Genomic DNA, 16,042 nt, shown 5'->3' with positions numbered 1-16,042 from the left:
AAGCCACCGTGGTCAGCGCCGTAAAGGCAGCAAGAGAAGTCAAAAGCTTTTTCATTTTTTACGCGTCCTGGGTTGGCGAAAGCCGCCGCGCTTGTAGGTCCTGGCAGCCGCGAGGTCTGTCGCTTTCCTGCAACAACACCGCCAGATACGGACCAAGTTCTCAATGAAGGGTAAAGGTTAGCCGAAAGTCAGTTCGCGTCAGCAGCGTCGGTGCCATGGCGCACATCGCGATCGATCCGAACAAAGCGCTGATGTCGAGCCAACAGGACTGTCGTCCGCCGTTCATTCACTAGACCTGGCGGATCGCGCTCGTGTCAGACGAGGCGTTGGTCGAACCTCCCAGTACCTTGCCACGCCTCTCTCGATCGATGGTGAGGATCAGCGTGGCCGGGCGCTCCGCTATCGCGCGGGCAAGTCGCGATGAGGCTCCGATCCGGGCTCCGAAAGGCGGCGTTAACCGTCTTTGCGGAGAGTGTCGGACGCAGTTCGACACGGCCCCGAATCCTGGCGGCCGCGAGCCGCCATGCGGAACGCGCCCATGCTTCCCCCGTCCCGGTTTCCGGATTCCGCGCCGCTCCCGGAGCGTGCGGCCGCCCTCCCCGATCTTGAGCCGCCCCTCTTCGATTCGACTCTCGTCGAACCGGCGCCGAAGCGCGTCCTGCTATCCTGGACGGTCAAGCTCTCCCTGATGATCGCGCTCCTGGGGTTCGGCGCCTCGCAGTACATGACTTGGCTGGTAGGCGCCGCCGCCGTCCAGCGCGAGGCAAGGTTGGCAAGCGGCCTCTCCGATCCCGAGACCACGGGATCGATCCTGGGCACGACCGCCAGCGTGACCCCCGATCCCTGCGCCGTCCCGCTCAGGCTCCAGAACGGCCGCTGAGCGCGTCCCGAACCTCCCCGAACCCCGCGCATGATCGAACTCGACGAGGCCCGGCGGAGGCTCGCCGTGACGAGGGACCTCGACGGACCGGGAACGTCGACGCGGGTCTTTTCCGGGAGCGGCCGAGCCCGTAAGGCTTACGCTGGGACCGTCCTGGCGTGGATCTTACAGGGCGCCGGGAGGCCCGATGCGCGCCGCCACCTTGATCGCCTCGTTCCTCGCCTGCCTCCTGACCGGTGGCGCGGGTTCCACGGCCCAGGACGTCGCGCCCGACATCCTGCAGGCACAACTCGGCGAGTGGCTCGCCGTCCCCGATGACGGCGAGCGCGGCTGCCGCATTCGGCTGACGGACGAGCGCACGATCGGCGGGCGACGCGCGATCCCAGACGCCGCCTGCGCCGCCCGCATCCCGCGGCTCGCAGAGGCGGCTGCTTGGTCCTTCGCGGAGGGCCTCACCTTCACGGACGCTACGCGGCGCCGGGTGATGACCTTCGTCGAGGACGAGACGACCCTGCTCAAGACCCGGGGCGACAAGGTCCCGAACTACATGCTGGTGCGGGCCAAGCCCGGCGTCGAGCGGGCGCCGCATGCGCCGGCGATCGTCGGAACCTGGATCCTGCGCCGCCCCGAGGGTCCCACGCTCTGCACCATCACCTTCAGCGACCGCCCGCCCCTGGGTGCCGAGGAAAGCTTCGCCCTACGCCCTGAGGCCGGCTGCGATTCCGCCGTCGCGCGCCTCAAGCTGGCATCCTGGCGGATCGAGGATTTCGCGCTGATGCTCTACGGCGACGGCGGCTCCCTGCGCTTCGAGCCGGGCCCGGGCGGCTTCGACAAGGCGGAAGGCGGCAAGCCCCTCCAGATGGTCCGGCGGCCTTGACCAGCGCGCATGGACGATCGCACGGACGAGCCCGCGAGCCGGCGGGGTCGGTCCGTCCCCACGCAGCGAACGACGTCCGGAATCAGCCACGACCCCAGGGGGCAACGACGGCCGCCGACGCGGGTGCCCGCCCGCCGGCGTAGCGCGTCAGGGCGGCGATCCGGTCGTCGATCGGCGGGTGGGTGGCCAGGAAGTCCTTGAAGCCGGAGCGCGGGTTGTCCACGCACAGCTCCATCACGCCGGATGGAACGCCGGGCAGCTCGCCCCGGCCCGAGATCTTCAGCAGAGCGGTGATCAGGGCGTCCGGGTTCTTGGTGAGCTCGACCGCACCGGCATCGGCCACGTATTCGCGGGTCCGCGACAGGGCGAAGCGGATCACCTGCGACAGCAGCCAGACGAGGCCGATCAGCGCCACGCCGATGAGGAGCGCCGGCAGGGCGCCGCCCTTGTTCTTGCGCTCGCCGGAGGCGCGGCCGAGGTCGAGCCCCGAGCGGAACACGATCTCGCCGACGAAGGCGAAGATGCCGGCGACGACCACGGCGATCATCATGGTGCGTACGTCGTCGTTGCGGATGTGGGTGAGCTCGTGCGCGAACACCGCCTCCATCTCGGCATCGGTCAGCGCGGCCATCAGGCCGCTCGTCACGGTGACGGCGTACTGGCTCGGGTTCAGGCCGGTGGCGTAGGCGTTCAGCGCCGGATCGTCGACGATCCCGAGCTTCGGCATCGGCAGGCCCCGTGCGATGCAGAGGTTCTCCAGGAGGGCGTAGAGGCGGGGCGCCTCCTCGCGCGTCACGAGACGTCCGCCGGTCACCCGGTCGATCATGGCCCCATGGAACCGATAGGCGATGAGGAGCCACAGCCCCGTCGCCAGGAAGGCGAGCGGCCCGACCCAGAGCATGTCCTGGAGGGCCGCCGCGAGGTAGCTCGACAGGATCGGAGGGTAGCCCCGCGGCAGCGATAGGCTAGTGGCGCGGGCCACCAGCGCCAGGGCGAAGGCGAGGATGAGGACGAGCCCGAACAGCCCCGCGATCAGCAGCCGGGAGCGGGTCTGGTTGGCCTGGATATGCGTGTAGAGGCCGTAGGCCGGGAGCATGCCGGGCCCTCCCTCGCAGGCCCCTAGAACTTGACGCTCGGCGCCACGTCGAGGGCTTGGCGCTGCCCCTCCCCGACGTCGAAGAAGGTCTTGGGCGTGAAGCCCATGGGCCTAGCGAAGAGGGCCGCCGGGATCGCGCCGATGGCGGCGTTGTACTCGGCGACCGCGTTGTTGAAGAAGCGCCGCGCCGCGGCGAGCTTGTCCTCGACCTCGCCGAGATCCGTCTGGAGGGCCTGGAAATTCGCGCTGGCCTTGAGATCCGGATAGGCCTCGCCGAGCGCCACCAGCCGTCCGAGGGCACCGCTGAGCGCGCCTTCGCTCGCCGCCTGGCTCTGCGGGCCCTGCGCGCTGGCCGCGGCGTTGCGGGCGCGGATGACGGCGTCGAAGGTCTCGCGCTCATGGGAGGCGTAGCCCTTCACGGTCTCGACGAGGTTCGGGATCAGGTCGTGACGCTGCTTGAGCTGTACGTCGACGTCGCCGAAGGCCTGGTCCACCCGCGCCCGCAGGGAGACGAGGCCGTTATAGACGGCCACGAGGTAGAGGAGCGCGGCAACGCCGACGCCGATCAGGACCCATTCCATCGCGCGAATCGCCCCCGTCCGCAGCTTGAGGCTTGAGCGTATAGCAAATGCCCGCGCGCTCTGCCCCTGGTCCCGGCGCGCCAGACAGCATCTCATGGCTGAAGGAAATTCCTCAGCCAGCATCTGAGCTTAGCGCGTCGTATTCGCCGAAAGAAGAAGACGCCCAACAGCTTAGCTAATGTAATTTCTTTTAACATCTGTGGAACTCGCACAGACCGCGCCGGTTCTTCTCGCCGGGATGGATGATGCGATCATGAGCCAGAATGCAGACACCTCGCGCGTTGCCGAGAACATCGTTCGGCGCGACGACGAGAACTCGCAAATAGCCGACATGCGCGACGCGGATCATCTTGTCCAAGGTCAACATTCGGAGGAGTTGGTCGGCGTCGTCCCGGTGGTCGAGGAGACGGTGCAGGTCGGAAAGCGCGCCATCGAGCAGGGCCGCGTCCGGGTCAGCACACGGACCGAGACCATCGAGGAGATCCGGCGCGAGAGCCTGCGCACCGATGCAGTGGGCGTGACGCGCGTTCCCATCGATCGGATCATCGGCGAAGGCGAGACGGCGCCACAGGTCAGGACCGAAGCCGGCATCACCATCATCCCCGTTCTCGAAGAAGTTCTCGTCGTTGAGAAGCGGCTCCTCCTGAAGGAGGAGGTCCACATCCAGCGGACGACCTCCGGCGAGGAGGTCGAAGTCCCGGTCACGCTGCGCCGCCAACAGGCCGTGATCGAGCGCGACGGCCCGAATGCGGACGTCTCGCAGCCAACCTCCACACTGACGCCGGAGACGCACCAGCCATGACCCAGACCGTCACAGCCCTGTTCGACAAACGTGCCGACGCCGAAGCCGCGATCCAGTCGCTCGTGCAGGCCGGAATTCCCCGTGAGACGATCCGGCTGACGGCGGGACGGGAAGGCACGGCGCATTCGGGTAGCGCCTACGACCACCACCGCGACGAGGGAGGGTTCTGGGCTTCCCTGAAGGATCTCTTCCTCCCCGAGGAGGACCGCTACACCTATTCCGAGGGCCTCAGCCGCGGCGGGACCATGCTGAGCATCCAGGCCCGCGACGAGCAGGCCGGGCAGATCGCGGGGCTGCTCGACAGCTCCGGCGCGGTCCACCTCGACGAGCGCGAGGCGATGTGGCGCAAGGAGGGCTGGAGCGGCTACTCCGCCGGCTCGGCCGCGGCGGGAGCGACGTCGACCGCGCGCAGCGGCGCCCCGGCCTCGGACGAGACGATCCCCGTCGTCGAGGAGCGTCTGCAGGTCGGCAAGCGTGTTTCGGAGGCCGGGCGGGTTCGCGTCCGGTCCTACGTGACCGAGACGCCTGTCCAAGAGAGCGTGACGCTCCACGACGAGCGGGTGCAGGTCGAGCGCCGCCCGGTCGATCGCGCCCCGACGCCGAGCGACGAGCGGCTGTTCGCCGAGAAGACGATCGAAGCCGTGGCCCACGGCGAGCAGGCGGTAGTCTCCAAGGAAGCGCGCGTCACCGAGGAGATCGGCCTGCGCAAGACCACCGACGATCGGACCGAGACCATCTCCGACACGGTGCGGCGTACCGAGGTCGAGGTCGAGGACGAGCGCGGCCAGGTCAGCCGCACCGGCACGACCAACACGTCGAGCGACCGCGGCCGCTGAAGGTGTCATCCCGCGGCGCTCCTGAAGGGGCGCCGCTCAACCTGAAGCCGAACCGGTCTCGGCCGGTTCTCCCTACCAGACGAGGAATCCCATGCGTACGACCCTGACGACCCTCTCGCTTCTCGCCCTCCTCGGAACGGCGCCGGCAATGGCCCAGACCACGGTGACCGGCACCCCGGCCGACAAGGACGCCGCCTCCAGCGCCAAGTCGGACGGCCAGAAGGCCGTGACGCGGCCCAACACGGACAAGGCCGACGTCAACGCACCCGCCAGCACCGGCGCCGTGACGAACGCCAAGCTCGAGGAGGGCGCCAACAGCTTCACCGAGGGTCAGACCCGCAAGCGGCTCGAAGATGCCGGCTTCAAGGAGATCAAGGACCTGAAGAAGGACGACAAGGGCATCTGGCGTGGAACTGCGATGCTCGAGGGCAAGAGCGTCGGCGTCGGCGTCGACTTCAAAGGCAACGTCGCGACCCAGTAATCGCGGCGCGACGCTCGATCGTTTCTCAATTCAGGAGTAGACCATGACCACTCGTACCATCACTGCACTTTACGACAGCTACGATGACGCCGCCCGGGCGGTGACCAAGCTCGAAGCCGCAGGCGTCCCGCACGATCACATCAGCATCGTCGGCAACAACCAGGGCACGGGCACTGCGTCGAGTCACGGCACGCACGGCGATACGGCCGAGGACGCATCGACCGGCGCCGGCACGGGTGCCACTCTCGGGACGGTTCTCGGCGGCGGTGCCGGCCTCCTCGCTGGCCTCGGCTTGATGGCGATCCCGGGCGTCGGTCCCGTCGTGGCCGCGGGCTGGCTCGTCGCCACGCTCGCCGGCGCCGGCGTCGGTGCCGCGACCGGTGGCCTCGTCGGTTCGCTGACGGGCGCCGGTCTCAGCGAGAGCGATGCGCATACCTATGCCGAGGGCATCCGGCGAGGTGGAACCATGCTGACCGTGCGCGCCGATGAGAATCGCGCCACCCAGGTCATGGACATCCTCGAGGAGCACGGCTCCGTCGACCTCGACGAGCGCGAGCAGACCTGGCGCAAGGAAGGCTGGACCGGCGGCGCGGCGACTTCCGCCTCGACCTCGGCTCACGGCGCCCGCGACGTCGCCGCAGGCGCGACGAGCGCCGGTCTCGGTACGTCGGGCGCGAGCGGCACGCATGCCGCGGCGCGGACCGACACGGTCGAGCGCGATGGGACGATCCCCGTCGTCAACGAGCAGCTCCATGTCGGCAAGCGCGAGGTCGAACAGGGCCGCGTCCGCGTCCGCTCCTACGCGGTCGAGACCCCGGTCCAGGAGCAGGTCCACCTGCACCAAGAGAACGTGCAGGTCGAGCGCCGCCCGACCGATCGTGCTCTGAACGCGGGCGACGAGGCGCTCTTCCGCGACCGCACCATCGAGGCCACCCAGCACCAGGAGGTTCCGGTCGTGTCCAAGGAGGCACGGGTCGTGGAGGAAGTCGGCCTGCGCAAGGAGGCCACCGACCGCACCGAGACGATCTCCGACAAGGTGCGTCACACCGAGGTCGAGGTCGAGGACGAGCGCGGCCAAGTCAGCCGCACCGGTACCGGTACGACGGGGTCGGGCATCAAGCGCTAGTCCCAAGGCACGCCAATGGAACGCCCCGCCTCTTAGGCGGGGCGTTTGCTGTTTGTTAACTCTGATATGGTGCGATCGACATTCGACAGGATGTCCATGAGATGCGCCAGATACAGGTCGAAGAGGGATTGCGCCTTCGGTTCCCGGGCCGGAGCGGGGAGTTCGACGAGGGCGTCGAGATCGGCCTCCTACTCGCGGACCTCGCCCAGGGCGGAAGCGCGTTCAGCCGTACCGTCTCGGCGGCCAATGTCGATCAGGCGCGCCGCGTGGCCGGATCGTTCGGCTATCGGGTCCAGATCATGGTCGAGCAGCAGGACTGCACCGATCTGCTCTTCTCCGTGCGCAGCCGGCGCCCTGTCCTGACAGTCGTCGAGGGCGACCGCAGGTCAGCCTGACCCCACTCGCCCTGCGGTGGTCGCCGCCACTCCCCTGCTCCGCCCAGAGCCAGGATAACGGCGGGCGCGTTCCGCGAGGCGGATTGACACGTCAGGTCAAGCCTCTAAGTGTCCCCGGTAACGCGTGCGCGTGTCGGCTGGTGCGACGAGACCAGCTGCTTGAGCCGCAATTCGCGTCGCTGTCCTCCGCGCCGGTCTGTCCGTTTCCCGCGCGCAACGGTTCTCCCAAACTATGTCCTTCGCCGACCTCGGATTGAGCGACAAGGTCCTCCAGGCCGTCACCGCGGCCGGCTACACGGAGCCGACGCCGATTCAGGCCCAGGCCATCCCGCACGTGCTGGCGCGGCGCGACGTGCTCGGCATCGCCCAGACAGGGACCGGCAAGACGGCCGCCTTCACACTGCCGATGCTGACGCTGCTGGAGAACGGGCGCGCTCGGGCCAGGATGCCGCGCACCCTGATCCTCGAGCCGACCCGCGAGCTCGCAGCGCAGGTCGTCGAGAACTTCGACCGCTACGGCGTCAACCACAAGCTCAACGTGGCGCTCATCATCGGCGGCGTCTCCTTCGGCGACCAGGACGCCAAGCTGATGCGCGGCACCGACGTGCTGATCGCCACGCCCGGCCGCCTGCTCGACCATTTCGAGCGGGGCAAGCTGCTGCTTACCGGCGTCGAGCTCCTCGTCATCGACGAGGCCGACCGCATGCTCGACATGGGGTTCATCCCCGACATCGAGCGCATCGTGAAGATGGTGCCCTTCACCCGCCAGACACTGTTCTTCTCCGCGACCATGCCGCCGGAGATCGAGCGGCTGGCCGACATGTTCCTGCACAACCCGCAGCGGATCGAGGTGGCGCGGCCCGCCTCGACGGCCGCCACCATCGTCCAGAAGCTCGTCGCCGTCGGCGCCGAGGGCCATGAGAAGCGCGACGTCCTGCGCCGCCTGATCCGGGGCGAGGCCGAACTCAAGAACGGCATCATCTTCTGCAACCGCAAGCGCGAGGTCGCGCTGCTGCAGAAATCGCTCGCGAGCCACGGCTTCAACGTCGCGGCCCTCCACGGCGACATGGACCAGCGCGCCCGCACGGTCGCGCTGGACGGGTTCCGCAGCGGTGAGGTTCCGCTTCTCGTGGCGAGCGACGTCGCGGCGCGCGGCCTCGACATCCCCGCCGTCAGCCACGTCTTCAATTTCGACGTGCCGCACCACCCGGAGGACTACGTCCACCGCATCGGCCGCACCGGGCGGGCGGGGCGGGCGGGAGCCGCCTTCACCCTGGCGAGCCGCGCCGACGAGCGCTCGCTCGCCGCGATCGAGACTCTGATCGGCCAGCCGATCCCCTGGGCGGAGGGGGACCTCGCTTCGCTCCCTGAGGATACCGGGAACGCCGAGCCGCGCACTCGCCATCGCGGCCGCACCGGCGAGCGCCGACCCCGCGGCGGCGAGACGGCCAAGGCGGAGCCCAGAGCCCGCAAGCCCACGTCCCGGCGCGCGCCGTCCGCGCCCGTCGCCGTGGCGGCGGAGGCCGTGGTCGCGGCCGCACCCGCGCCTCGCGAACGGCCGGTCGAGCGTTCGCGCGAGGAGCGGCGCCCTCCCCCGCGCCGCCGCGAGGAGGCCGAGGACGGCGATACGCCGCTCGGCCTCGGCTCTCATGTGCCGGCCTTCATGCTGCGGCCGGCCGTGGTGAAGAAAGAAAAGTAGCCGCTCTTCCTCCGTCCGGCGAGGCCGTCGGAGGGACGGGTTCGACGTCGCTTTAACCCCATCTCCACCACCGCCGCGCCAGGATGCTGCCGTCCAGATGCGGCCCCCGGCCAGGCTGGATCGCGGGTCGAGGAAAGATGGGCGGACTGAGCGACGGCAACGACGGCGACCGGGAGCGGAGTTTCGCCCTGGCGCAACGCGCCAACGAATTGATGCGCGATTACGGCTCCTCGGCGACGCCGCGCGCCTACAGCGTCTGGTACAGCTACGTGTCCGGCGCCCAGCCGCTTCTGAACGATGCCGTGAAGCGGCTGACGATGCAGAGCGGCATCCTCTCCGATGCCGACATCGACAGCCTCTACGAGACCTACCTCGACAGCCGCCGCCTCTCGGCGGAGGCCGAGCGGATGAGCACGAACGTCCTCGCCGAGATCGAGGGGATCATGGAGGTGATCGGCCTCTCGCTCGGATCAAGCGCGCAGTACGGCGCCTCGCTGAAGGCCCTGTCGAAGGACCTCGACGGAGTCGAGCTGACCCGCGCCCGGACCCGCGAGATCGTCGCCGCCCTAGTGGCGACCACCCGGGAGGTCGCGGCCAACAACCAGGCGCTGGAAGCCCGCATGCGCGAGAGCCGCAGCGAGATCGAGACCTTGCGCGAAACCCTGGAGGCGACGCGGATCGAGAGCCTGACCGATACGCTGACGGGCCTGGCCAATCGCAAGCATTTCGAGGACAGCCTGCAGCGGCTCGTCGAGGGCGCCGCCGCGGGCGCCACGCCGGCGAGCCTCATCGTCATCGATGTCGACTTCTTCAAGCGCTTCAACGACCTCTACGGCCATCTCACCGGCGATCAGGTCCTGCGCCTCGTCGCCATCGTCATGCGCGAGCACGTCAAGGGCCGGGCCACCCTCGCCCGCTTCGGCGGCGAGGAGTTCGGCATCATCCTGCCCGACACCGACCGGACGGCGGCCTTCGCCATCGCCGAGCAGGTCAGGGGCAGCGTGATGGGCCGCGAGCTCGTGAAACGCTCGACCGGGGAGTCCCTCGGCAAGGTCACGATCTCTCTCGGCGTCGCGGCCCTGCAGCCGGGCGACACCCCGATCTCGCTCCTGGAGCGCGCGGACCGCTGCATGTTCATGGCCAAGCGCAACGGCCGCAACAGGACCGTCGACGACACCACGGCCCTGACCGAGGCCGATCTGCCGAACGTCGCCTGACGGGGCTCCGCGTCCCCGCCTCAGGCGGAGACGCGCAACGCTTCCGGGTTCGCAGGCGTGATCGCCACCGACTCGCCGCAGCCGCAGGCCGAGGTCTGGTTCGGGTTGTTGAACACGAACTGAGACGCGAGCTTCGAGGTCTGGAAGTCCATCTGGGTGCCGAGCAGGAACAGCACCGCCTTCGGGTCGATGAAGACCGTGACGCCGCGATCCTCCACGCGGTCCTCGCCAGGCTTCGGGCCCTCCGCATATTCCATCGTGTAGGACATGCCGGCGCAGCCGCCGTTCTTGACGCCGACCCGCAGGCCGGCGATCGGCCGCTCCGCATCCGCGATGATCGCCTTGATCCGGTCGGCCGCTGCGTCGGTCAGCGAGAGGACTTTGAAACTCGTCGTCATGGTTGCTCTCCGGCAGCCGGGTTCAAGGCCCGGGCGGGTGAGGATGATCGTGCGCGCTTAAGATAAGGATTGCACGGTGCGGGGTCCAGCGAAGCTCCTGCCCGCTCGGCGCTGCCGACGTTCTCCTTCGAACCCGCTCCCGACACGCCGGCCCGCTGAGCCGCCCTCACCACATGTCCAGCGCGACGCGGGCCTCGTCCGACATCCGGCTCTGATCCCAGGGCGGATCGAACACCATCGTCACTTCGCAGGATTGGACCCCCGGCACGGCGGCGACCGCATTCTCGACCCAGCCCGGCATCTCGCCGGCGACGGGACAGCCCGGCGCGGTCAGCGTCATGTCGATGGCGACCTTGCGGTCGTCGGCGATGTCGACCTTGTAGATCAGGCCGAGCTCGTAGATGTCGGCGGGGATCTCGGGGTCGTAGACGCTCTTGAGCGCCGCCACGATGTCGTCGGTCAGGCGGTCGAGCTCCTCCGGCGGGATCGCGGAGGCCGCGGCGACGGCGGGCGCGTTGGTGCCGCCCGTGATGGCTGCATCGCTCATTGCAATAATCCTCTGGGCATCGACCCGAAAAGTGGTGCTCACCTTTCGGAAAAGCTGATGCAAGAACAAGGGCCTAGGGCATCGCTTTGATGCCCTAGGCGAACATCATCTCGGCCTTGGCGAGCGCCTCGGCGAGGACGTCGATCTCGTGGGTCGTATTATACAATCCGAACGAGGCGCGACAGGTCGAGGTGACCCCGAAGCGGTCGAGCAGCGGCATGGCGCAGTGCGTGCCCGCCCGCACCGCCACGCCGAAGCGATCGATCACGGTGGCAATGTCGTGGGCATGCGCGCCCTTCATCTCGAAGGCGATCACCCCGCCCTTGCCCTCGGCAGTGCCGATCATGCGGACGGCGTTCATGGCGCCGAGCCGCTCCTGCGCATAGGCGAGGAGACCGGCCTCGTGGGCGGCGATGCTCTCGCGGCCGATCCCCATCATGAACTCGAGCGCCGCGCCGAGACCCACGGCCTCGACGATCGCCGGCGTGCCGGCCTCGAAGCGGTGCGGCGGATCGTTGTAGGTGATCGCGTCCTGCGACACGGTGCGGATCATCTCGCCGCCGCCCTGGTAGGGCGGCAGCCGCTCCAGCCATTCGCGCTTGCCGTAGAGCACGCCGATCCCCGTCGGACCGTAGACCTTGTGGCCGGTGAAGACGAAGAAGTCGCAATCGAGGGCCTTCACGTCGATCGGCAGGTGGACCGCGCTCTGCGCGCCGTCCAGCAGCACCGGCACGCCGTGGGCATGGGCGATGCGCACGATCTCGGCCGCCGGGGTCACGGTGCCGAGCACGTTCGACATGTGGGTGATCGAGACCATCTTGGTCCGCGCGGTGAAGAGCTTCTCGTATTCCTCGATCAGGAAGTTGCCGTCGTCGTCCACCGGCGCCCACTTGATCACGGCCCCCCTGCGCTCGCGCAGGAAGTGCCAGGGCACGATGTTGGAATGGTGCTCCATGATCGAGAGGATGATCTCGTCGCCCTCCCCGATCTGTCCCGACAGTCCCATCGAGGACGCGACGAGGTTGTAGGCCTCCGTCGCGTTGCGGGTGAAGATGATCTCGTCGGTGGAGCCGGCGTTGAGGAATTGCCGCGTGGTCTCGCGTGCGCCCTCAAACCCTTCGGTCGCGGCATTGGCCATGAAGTGCAGGCCGCGATGGACGTTGGCGTAGCCCGTCTCCATGCAGGAAACCATCGCGTCGATCACGGCGCGCGGCTTCTGTGACGAGGCGGCGTTGTCGAGATAGACCAGCGGTTTGCCGTAGACCGTCTGCGACAGGATCGGGAATTGCTTCCGAATCGCCTCGACGTCGTAGGGCGTCTGCAGGACGGGTGCGTTCATGGCGAAACCTGTCTTGTGTGTCCTGCCCTTCCCTCGGCCGGGAGGGCTCTCGCGGCGCTAGCCCCGCGCAGCCAGCCAGCGCTCGATCTCGGCGACGAGCGCCTCTCGCGCAGCCTCGTGGCTCACCGCCTCGACCGCCTCGCCGAGAAAGGCCTGGACGAGCAGGCTTTCGGCCTGGGCCTTCGGCAGCCCGCGGGCCATGAGGTAGAAGAGCAGGTCGTCGTCGAGCGCGCCGCAGGTGGCGCCGTGGCCGCAGGCGACGTCGTCGGCGAAGATCTCGAGCTCGGGCTTGTTCATCATCTGGCCGTCGTCGGACAGGATGAGGCAGGCCGACATCATCTTGCCGTCGGTCTGCTGCGCCGCCTGCTGGACGATGATCTTGCCCTGGAAGACGCCGGTCGCGGCGCCGTCGACCACCGTCTTGAACAGCTCGCGGCTCACCCCGCCGGTGGCCGCGTGGTCGGCCAGGAAGGTGGTGTCGGCGAGCTGCGAGCCGTTCAGCATGGAGGCGCCGTTGACGATCGCCTTGGCGTCGGCGCCGGCGAAGTTCAGGTAGACCTGATGGCGCGAGAGCACGGCGCCGACGACGAGGTTCACGGTCTCGATCGAGGCCTGGGCGCCAAGTTTTGCGGACAACGTCGACAGGGCGACTGCCTCGCGGCCCTCGGCGTTCAGGCGGACATGCCGGAAGGCGGCGTTGTCGGCCACCGTCACGTCGAGGGCATCGTTGGGCTGGTAGGCGACGCCGTCTGGTCCCTCATGGCTCTCCAGCACCGTGACCTCGGCGCCCTCGCCCAGCACGACCAGCGCGCGCGTGGCTGTCGAGAAGGCTTCCGAAACGGTGGCGATGAAGCGCAGGTGCAAAGGCGTCTCGACCTTGGCGCCGGCCTTCACGGCGATCAGCGCGCCATCCGCCAGGAAGGCGGTGTTGAGCTGATAGATCGGGTTCTCGGAGGCCTGACGCACCGGCGTCAGCTGGTCGAGGAGCGCATGGCCTTCGCTGAGCGCCTGGGTCAGCGGAGTCACGGTGACGCCGGCCGGAATGCGGCCGAGGTCGGATTGATCCGCGATCAGGTGGCCGTTGACGAAGGTCAGGCGGACCGCCTCGATCCCCGCAAAGCCCTGGGCGCCGGCAACGACCGCAGCGGCGAGCTCGGCACTCGGGACCTCGGCCGGGTGGGCCGCATCACGGAACGCCGAGCTCAGGTCGGTGTACTTGAAGGCCTCGACGCGGCGCGTCGGCAGGCCGACCGCCTCGAAGTAGCGGAACGCCTCCTCGCGGGCGATCGAGACGCCCGTCGGGTAGCGCATCTTCGTGGCCTCGAAGAGCTTGGCGAGGCCCGTCTCGGCGGGCGAGCGCAGGGGCGTGATCTCGGCCATCACGCGGCCTCCGTCCGGTACTCGGCGTAGCCCGAGGCCTCGAGTTCGAGCGCCAGCTCCTTGCCACCCGACTTCACGATGCGGCCCTGCGACATGACATGCACGGTGTCGGGCACGATGTGGTTGAGGAGCCGCTGGTAGTGGGTGATGACGAGGAACGAGCGGCCCTGCGCGCGCAACGCGTTCACGCCTTCCGAGACGATGCGCAGGGCATCGATGTCGAGGCCGGAATCGGTCTCGTCGAGGACGCAGAATTTCGGCTCCAGGAGGGCCATCTGCAGGATTTCCATGCGCTTCTTCTCGCCGCCGGAGAACCCGACATTGAGGGCGCGCTTGAGCATGTCCTTGTTGATCTCGAGCTTGTCGGCGGCCGCGTTGACCTTGCGGATGAAGTCGGGCGTCGAGAGCTCGCCCTCGCCGCGCGCCTTGCGCTGGGCGTTGAGCGTCGCCTTGAGGAAGGTCATGGTGCCCACACCCGGGATCTCCAGCGGGTACTGGAACGCGAGGAACACGCCCGCCGCCGCACGCTCGTCGGGGCTCATCTCAAGGATGTTCTCGCCGTCGAGCAGGATCTCGCCGTCGAGGACCTCGTAATCCTCCTTACCGGCGATGACGTAGGACAGGGTCGACTTGCCCGAGCCGTTCGGTCCCATGATGGCGGCGACCTCGCCATCGTTCACGGTCAAGCTGAGGCCGTTGAGGATGCGGTTGTCCTCGATCTGGACGACGAGGTTCTTGATTTCGATCATTTCAGTAAAGTCCGTTCCAACAAATTGAACCGCGAGGCCGGAGAGGCGAGCACCGCCCTCTCCGAAAAGATCGCGCTTCCCTCTTCCGACCCGCTTCGCGGGCCACCCCCTCCCGCAGAGGGGAGAGGGGCAATACGCGCTGAATAGCCGGCGACGCGCCCTAGCCGACCGAGCCTTCCAGGCTGATCGAGATCAGCTTCTGGGCCTCCACCGCGAACTCCATCGGGAGTTGCTGCAGCACGTCCCGCACGAAGCCGTTGACGATGAGCGCCGTGGCCTCCTCGTTCGAGAGACCGCGGCTCTGGCAATAGAACATCTGGTCTTCCGAGATCTTCGAGGTCGTGGCCTCGTGCTCGAATTGCGCGGAAGAGTTCTTCGACTCGATGTAGGGTACCGTGTGCGCCCCGCACTGGTCGCCGATCAGCAGCGAGTCGCAATTGGTGAAGTTGCGTGCGCCCGCCGCCTTCCTGTGGGCCGAGACGAGACCGCGGTAGGTGTTCTGCGAGCGACCCGCGGAGATGCCCTTCGAGATGATCCGGCTCGTCGTGTTCTTGCCGAGATGGATCATCTTGGTGCCGGAATCGACCTGCTGCATGCCGTTCGACACCGCGATCGAGTAGAACTCGCCGCGAGAATTGTCGCCGCGCAGGATGCAGGACGGGTACTTCCAGGTGATCGCCGAGCCGGTCTCGACCTGCGTCCACGAGATCTTCGAGTTGACGCCCCGGCAATCGCCGCGCTTCGTCACGAAGTTGTAGATGCCGCCGCGGCCCTCGTTGTCGCCCGGGTACCAGTTCTGGACCGTCGAGTACTTGATCTCGGCATCGTCCAAAGCCACGAGCTCGACCACCGCGGCATGGAGCTGGTTGTCGTCGCGCTTCGGGGCGGTGCAGCCCTCGAGATACGAGACGTAAGAGCCCTTGTCGGCGATGATCAGCGTGCGCTCGAACTGGCCGGTGTCGCGCTCGTTGATGCGGAAGTAGGTCGACAGCTCCATCGGGCAGCGCACGCCCGGCGGGATGTAGACGAAGGACCCGTCGGAGAAGACCGCGGAGTTGAGGGTGGCGAAGAAGTTGTCGGTCACGGGCACGACCGAGCCGAGATACTTCTTCACGAGGTCCGGGTACTCGCGGATCGCCTCCGAGATCGGCATGAAGATCACGCCGGCCTTGGAAAGCTCCGCCTTGAAGGTGGTGGCCACCGAGACCGAGTCGAACACCGCGTCGACCGCAACCCGGCGCTCGGGGGCGATGCCCTCCAGCACCTCGACCTCGCGCAGAGGGATGCCGAGTTTTTCGTAGGTCTTCAGGATCTCCGGATCGATCTCGTCGAGGGACATCGCCGCCGGGCGCTTGGGAGCGGCGTAGTAGTAGATGTCCTTGTAATCGACCTTGTCATACGAGACGCGCGCCCATTCGGGCTCCTTCATGGTCTGCCAGCGCTTGTAGGCGTCGAGGCGCCAGGCCAGCATCCATTCGGGCTCGTCCTTCTTGGCCGAGATATAGCGGATCACGTCCTCGGAGATGCCCTTCTCGGACTTCTCCATCTCGATCGTGGTCTCGAAACCGTACTTGTACTGGTCGAGGTCGATCGAGCGGACCCGATCGATGGTCTCCTGCACTGCAGGCATCAGGCGTCT

Annotated in this window: 17 protein-coding genes; 9 read left to right on the top strand and 8 right to left on the bottom strand. The window is 67.9% G+C overall.

Annotation, left to right across the window (positions count from 1 at the left end):
* The first annotated feature begins 538 nt into the window (after positions 1–538).
* The gene (locus tag MFF55_RS21840; RefSeq protein ID WP_238246219.1) at positions 539–880 is read left to right on the top strand and encodes a hypothetical protein; all 342 of its coding nucleotides are present in this window, start codon (positions 539–541) and stop codon (positions 878–880) included.
* 187 nt (positions 881–1,067) lie between these two features.
* Positions 1,068–1,757 carry an AprI/Inh family metalloprotease inhibitor gene (locus MFF55_RS21835; protein ID WP_238246218.1) on the top strand — a complete coding sequence of 230 codons (690 nt, stop codon included), beginning with the start codon at positions 1,068–1,070 and terminating at the stop codon, positions 1,755–1,757.
* A gap of 82 nt (positions 1,758–1,839) precedes the next feature.
* On the opposite strand, the gene MFF55_RS21830 is transcribed toward MFF55_RS21835, so the two are convergent.
* Both MFF55_RS21830 and MFF55_RS21825 read right to left on the bottom strand, forming a co-directional pair.
* The gene (locus MFF55_RS21830; protein ID WP_238246217.1) at positions 1,840–2,853 is read right to left on the bottom strand and encodes a M48 family metallopeptidase; all 1,014 of its coding nucleotides are present in this window, start codon (positions 2,851–2,853) and stop codon (positions 1,840–1,842) included.
* 23 nt (positions 2,854–2,876) lie between these two features.
* Positions 2,877–3,434 carry a LemA family protein gene (locus tag MFF55_RS21825; protein ID WP_238246216.1) on the bottom strand — a complete coding sequence of 186 codons (558 nt, stop codon included), beginning with the start codon at positions 3,432–3,434 and terminating at the stop codon, positions 2,877–2,879.
* A 253-nt stretch (positions 3,435–3,687) separates the two neighbouring features.
* Here MFF55_RS21825 and MFF55_RS21820 point away from each other — a divergent pair, with 253 nt between their 5' ends.
* The 7 genes from MFF55_RS21820 to MFF55_RS21790 all read left to right on the top strand — a co-directional run bounded on the left by MFF55_RS21820 (position 3,688) and on the right by MFF55_RS21790 (position 9,990).
* Positions 3,688–4,236 (top strand): YsnF/AvaK domain-containing protein, encoded by a 549-nt coding sequence (locus tag MFF55_RS21820; RefSeq protein WP_373874852.1) that lies wholly within the window; start codon positions 3,688–3,690, stop codon positions 4,234–4,236.
* Positions 4,233–5,072, top strand: a complete 840-nt coding sequence (locus MFF55_RS21815; protein ID WP_238246215.1) for a YsnF/AvaK domain-containing protein — start codon at positions 4,233–4,235, stop codon at positions 5,070–5,072. Before MFF55_RS21820 ends, MFF55_RS21815 begins: the two co-directional genes overlap by 4 nt.
* 91 nt (positions 5,073–5,163) lie before the next feature.
* Positions 5,164–5,553 carry a hypothetical protein gene (locus tag MFF55_RS21810; RefSeq protein WP_238246214.1) on the top strand — a complete coding sequence of 130 codons (390 nt, stop codon included), beginning with the start codon at positions 5,164–5,166 and terminating at the stop codon, positions 5,551–5,553.
* A 43-nt stretch (positions 5,554–5,596) separates the two neighbouring features.
* Complete coding sequence (locus tag MFF55_RS21805) at positions 5,597–6,679, top strand: YsnF/AvaK domain-containing protein (protein WP_238246213.1); 1,083 nt, start codon at positions 5,597–5,599, stop codon at positions 6,677–6,679.
* Between the two features lie 101 nt (positions 6,680–6,780).
* Positions 6,781–7,074: a hypothetical protein gene (locus tag MFF55_RS21800; RefSeq protein ID WP_238246212.1), complete on the top strand. Its 294-nt coding sequence runs from the start codon at positions 6,781–6,783 to the stop codon at positions 7,072–7,074.
* A gap of 232 nt (positions 7,075–7,306) precedes the next feature.
* On the top strand, positions 7,307–8,773 hold the full coding sequence (locus MFF55_RS21795; RefSeq protein WP_238246211.1) for a DEAD/DEAH box helicase: 1,467 nt from the start codon (positions 7,307–7,309) through the stop codon (positions 8,771–8,773).
* A gap of 137 nt (positions 8,774–8,910) precedes the next feature.
* The gene (locus tag MFF55_RS21790; protein WP_238246210.1) at positions 8,911–9,990 is read left to right on the top strand and encodes a GGDEF domain-containing protein; all 1,080 of its coding nucleotides are present in this window, start codon (positions 8,911–8,913) and stop codon (positions 9,988–9,990) included.
* A gap of 20 nt (positions 9,991–10,010) precedes the next feature.
* Here MFF55_RS21790 and MFF55_RS21785 read toward each other — a convergent pair whose 3' ends face one another.
* The 6 genes from MFF55_RS21785 to sufB form a co-directional block, all read right to left on the bottom strand.
* A complete protein-coding gene (locus MFF55_RS21785; RefSeq protein WP_238246209.1) occupies positions 10,011–10,388 on the bottom strand; it encodes a HesB/IscA family protein in 378 nt (125 codons plus the stop codon).
* Between the two features lie 166 nt (positions 10,389–10,554).
* The gene (locus MFF55_RS21780) at positions 10,555–10,935 is read right to left on the bottom strand and encodes an SUF system Fe-S cluster assembly protein (protein WP_238246208.1); all 381 of its coding nucleotides are present in this window, start codon (positions 10,933–10,935) and stop codon (positions 10,555–10,557) included.
* Between the two features lie 94 nt (positions 10,936–11,029).
* The gene (locus MFF55_RS21775; RefSeq protein WP_238246207.1) at positions 11,030–12,274 is read right to left on the bottom strand and encodes a cysteine desulfurase; all 1,245 of its coding nucleotides are present in this window, start codon (positions 12,272–12,274) and stop codon (positions 11,030–11,032) included.
* Between the two features lie 57 nt (positions 12,275–12,331).
* The gene (sufD, locus tag MFF55_RS21770; RefSeq protein ID WP_238246206.1) at positions 12,332–13,654 is read right to left on the bottom strand and encodes a Fe-S cluster assembly protein SufD; all 1,323 of its coding nucleotides are present in this window, start codon (positions 13,652–13,654) and stop codon (positions 12,332–12,334) included.
* On the bottom strand, positions 13,654–14,403 hold the full coding sequence (gene sufC / locus MFF55_RS21765) for a Fe-S cluster assembly ATPase SufC (protein ID WP_238246205.1): 750 nt from the start codon (positions 14,401–14,403) through the stop codon (positions 13,654–13,656). The genes sufD and sufC overlap by 1 nt, the downstream gene beginning before the upstream one ends.
* 160 nt (positions 14,404–14,563) lie before the next feature.
* The gene (sufB, locus tag MFF55_RS21760; protein WP_238246204.1) at positions 14,564–16,033 is read right to left on the bottom strand and encodes a Fe-S cluster assembly protein SufB; all 1,470 of its coding nucleotides are present in this window, start codon (positions 16,031–16,033) and stop codon (positions 14,564–14,566) included.
* Between the last annotated feature and the right edge of the window lie 9 nt (positions 16,034–16,042).

The sequence above is a fragment of the Methylobacterium iners genome (genome assembly GCF_022179305.1).
Taxonomy (GTDB): domain Bacteria; phylum Pseudomonadota; class Alphaproteobacteria; order Rhizobiales; family Beijerinckiaceae; genus Methylobacterium; species Methylobacterium iners.
The sequence above is the reverse complement of the archived record's forward strand: the minus strand, read 5'-3'. Positions and strand labels throughout refer to the sequence as shown.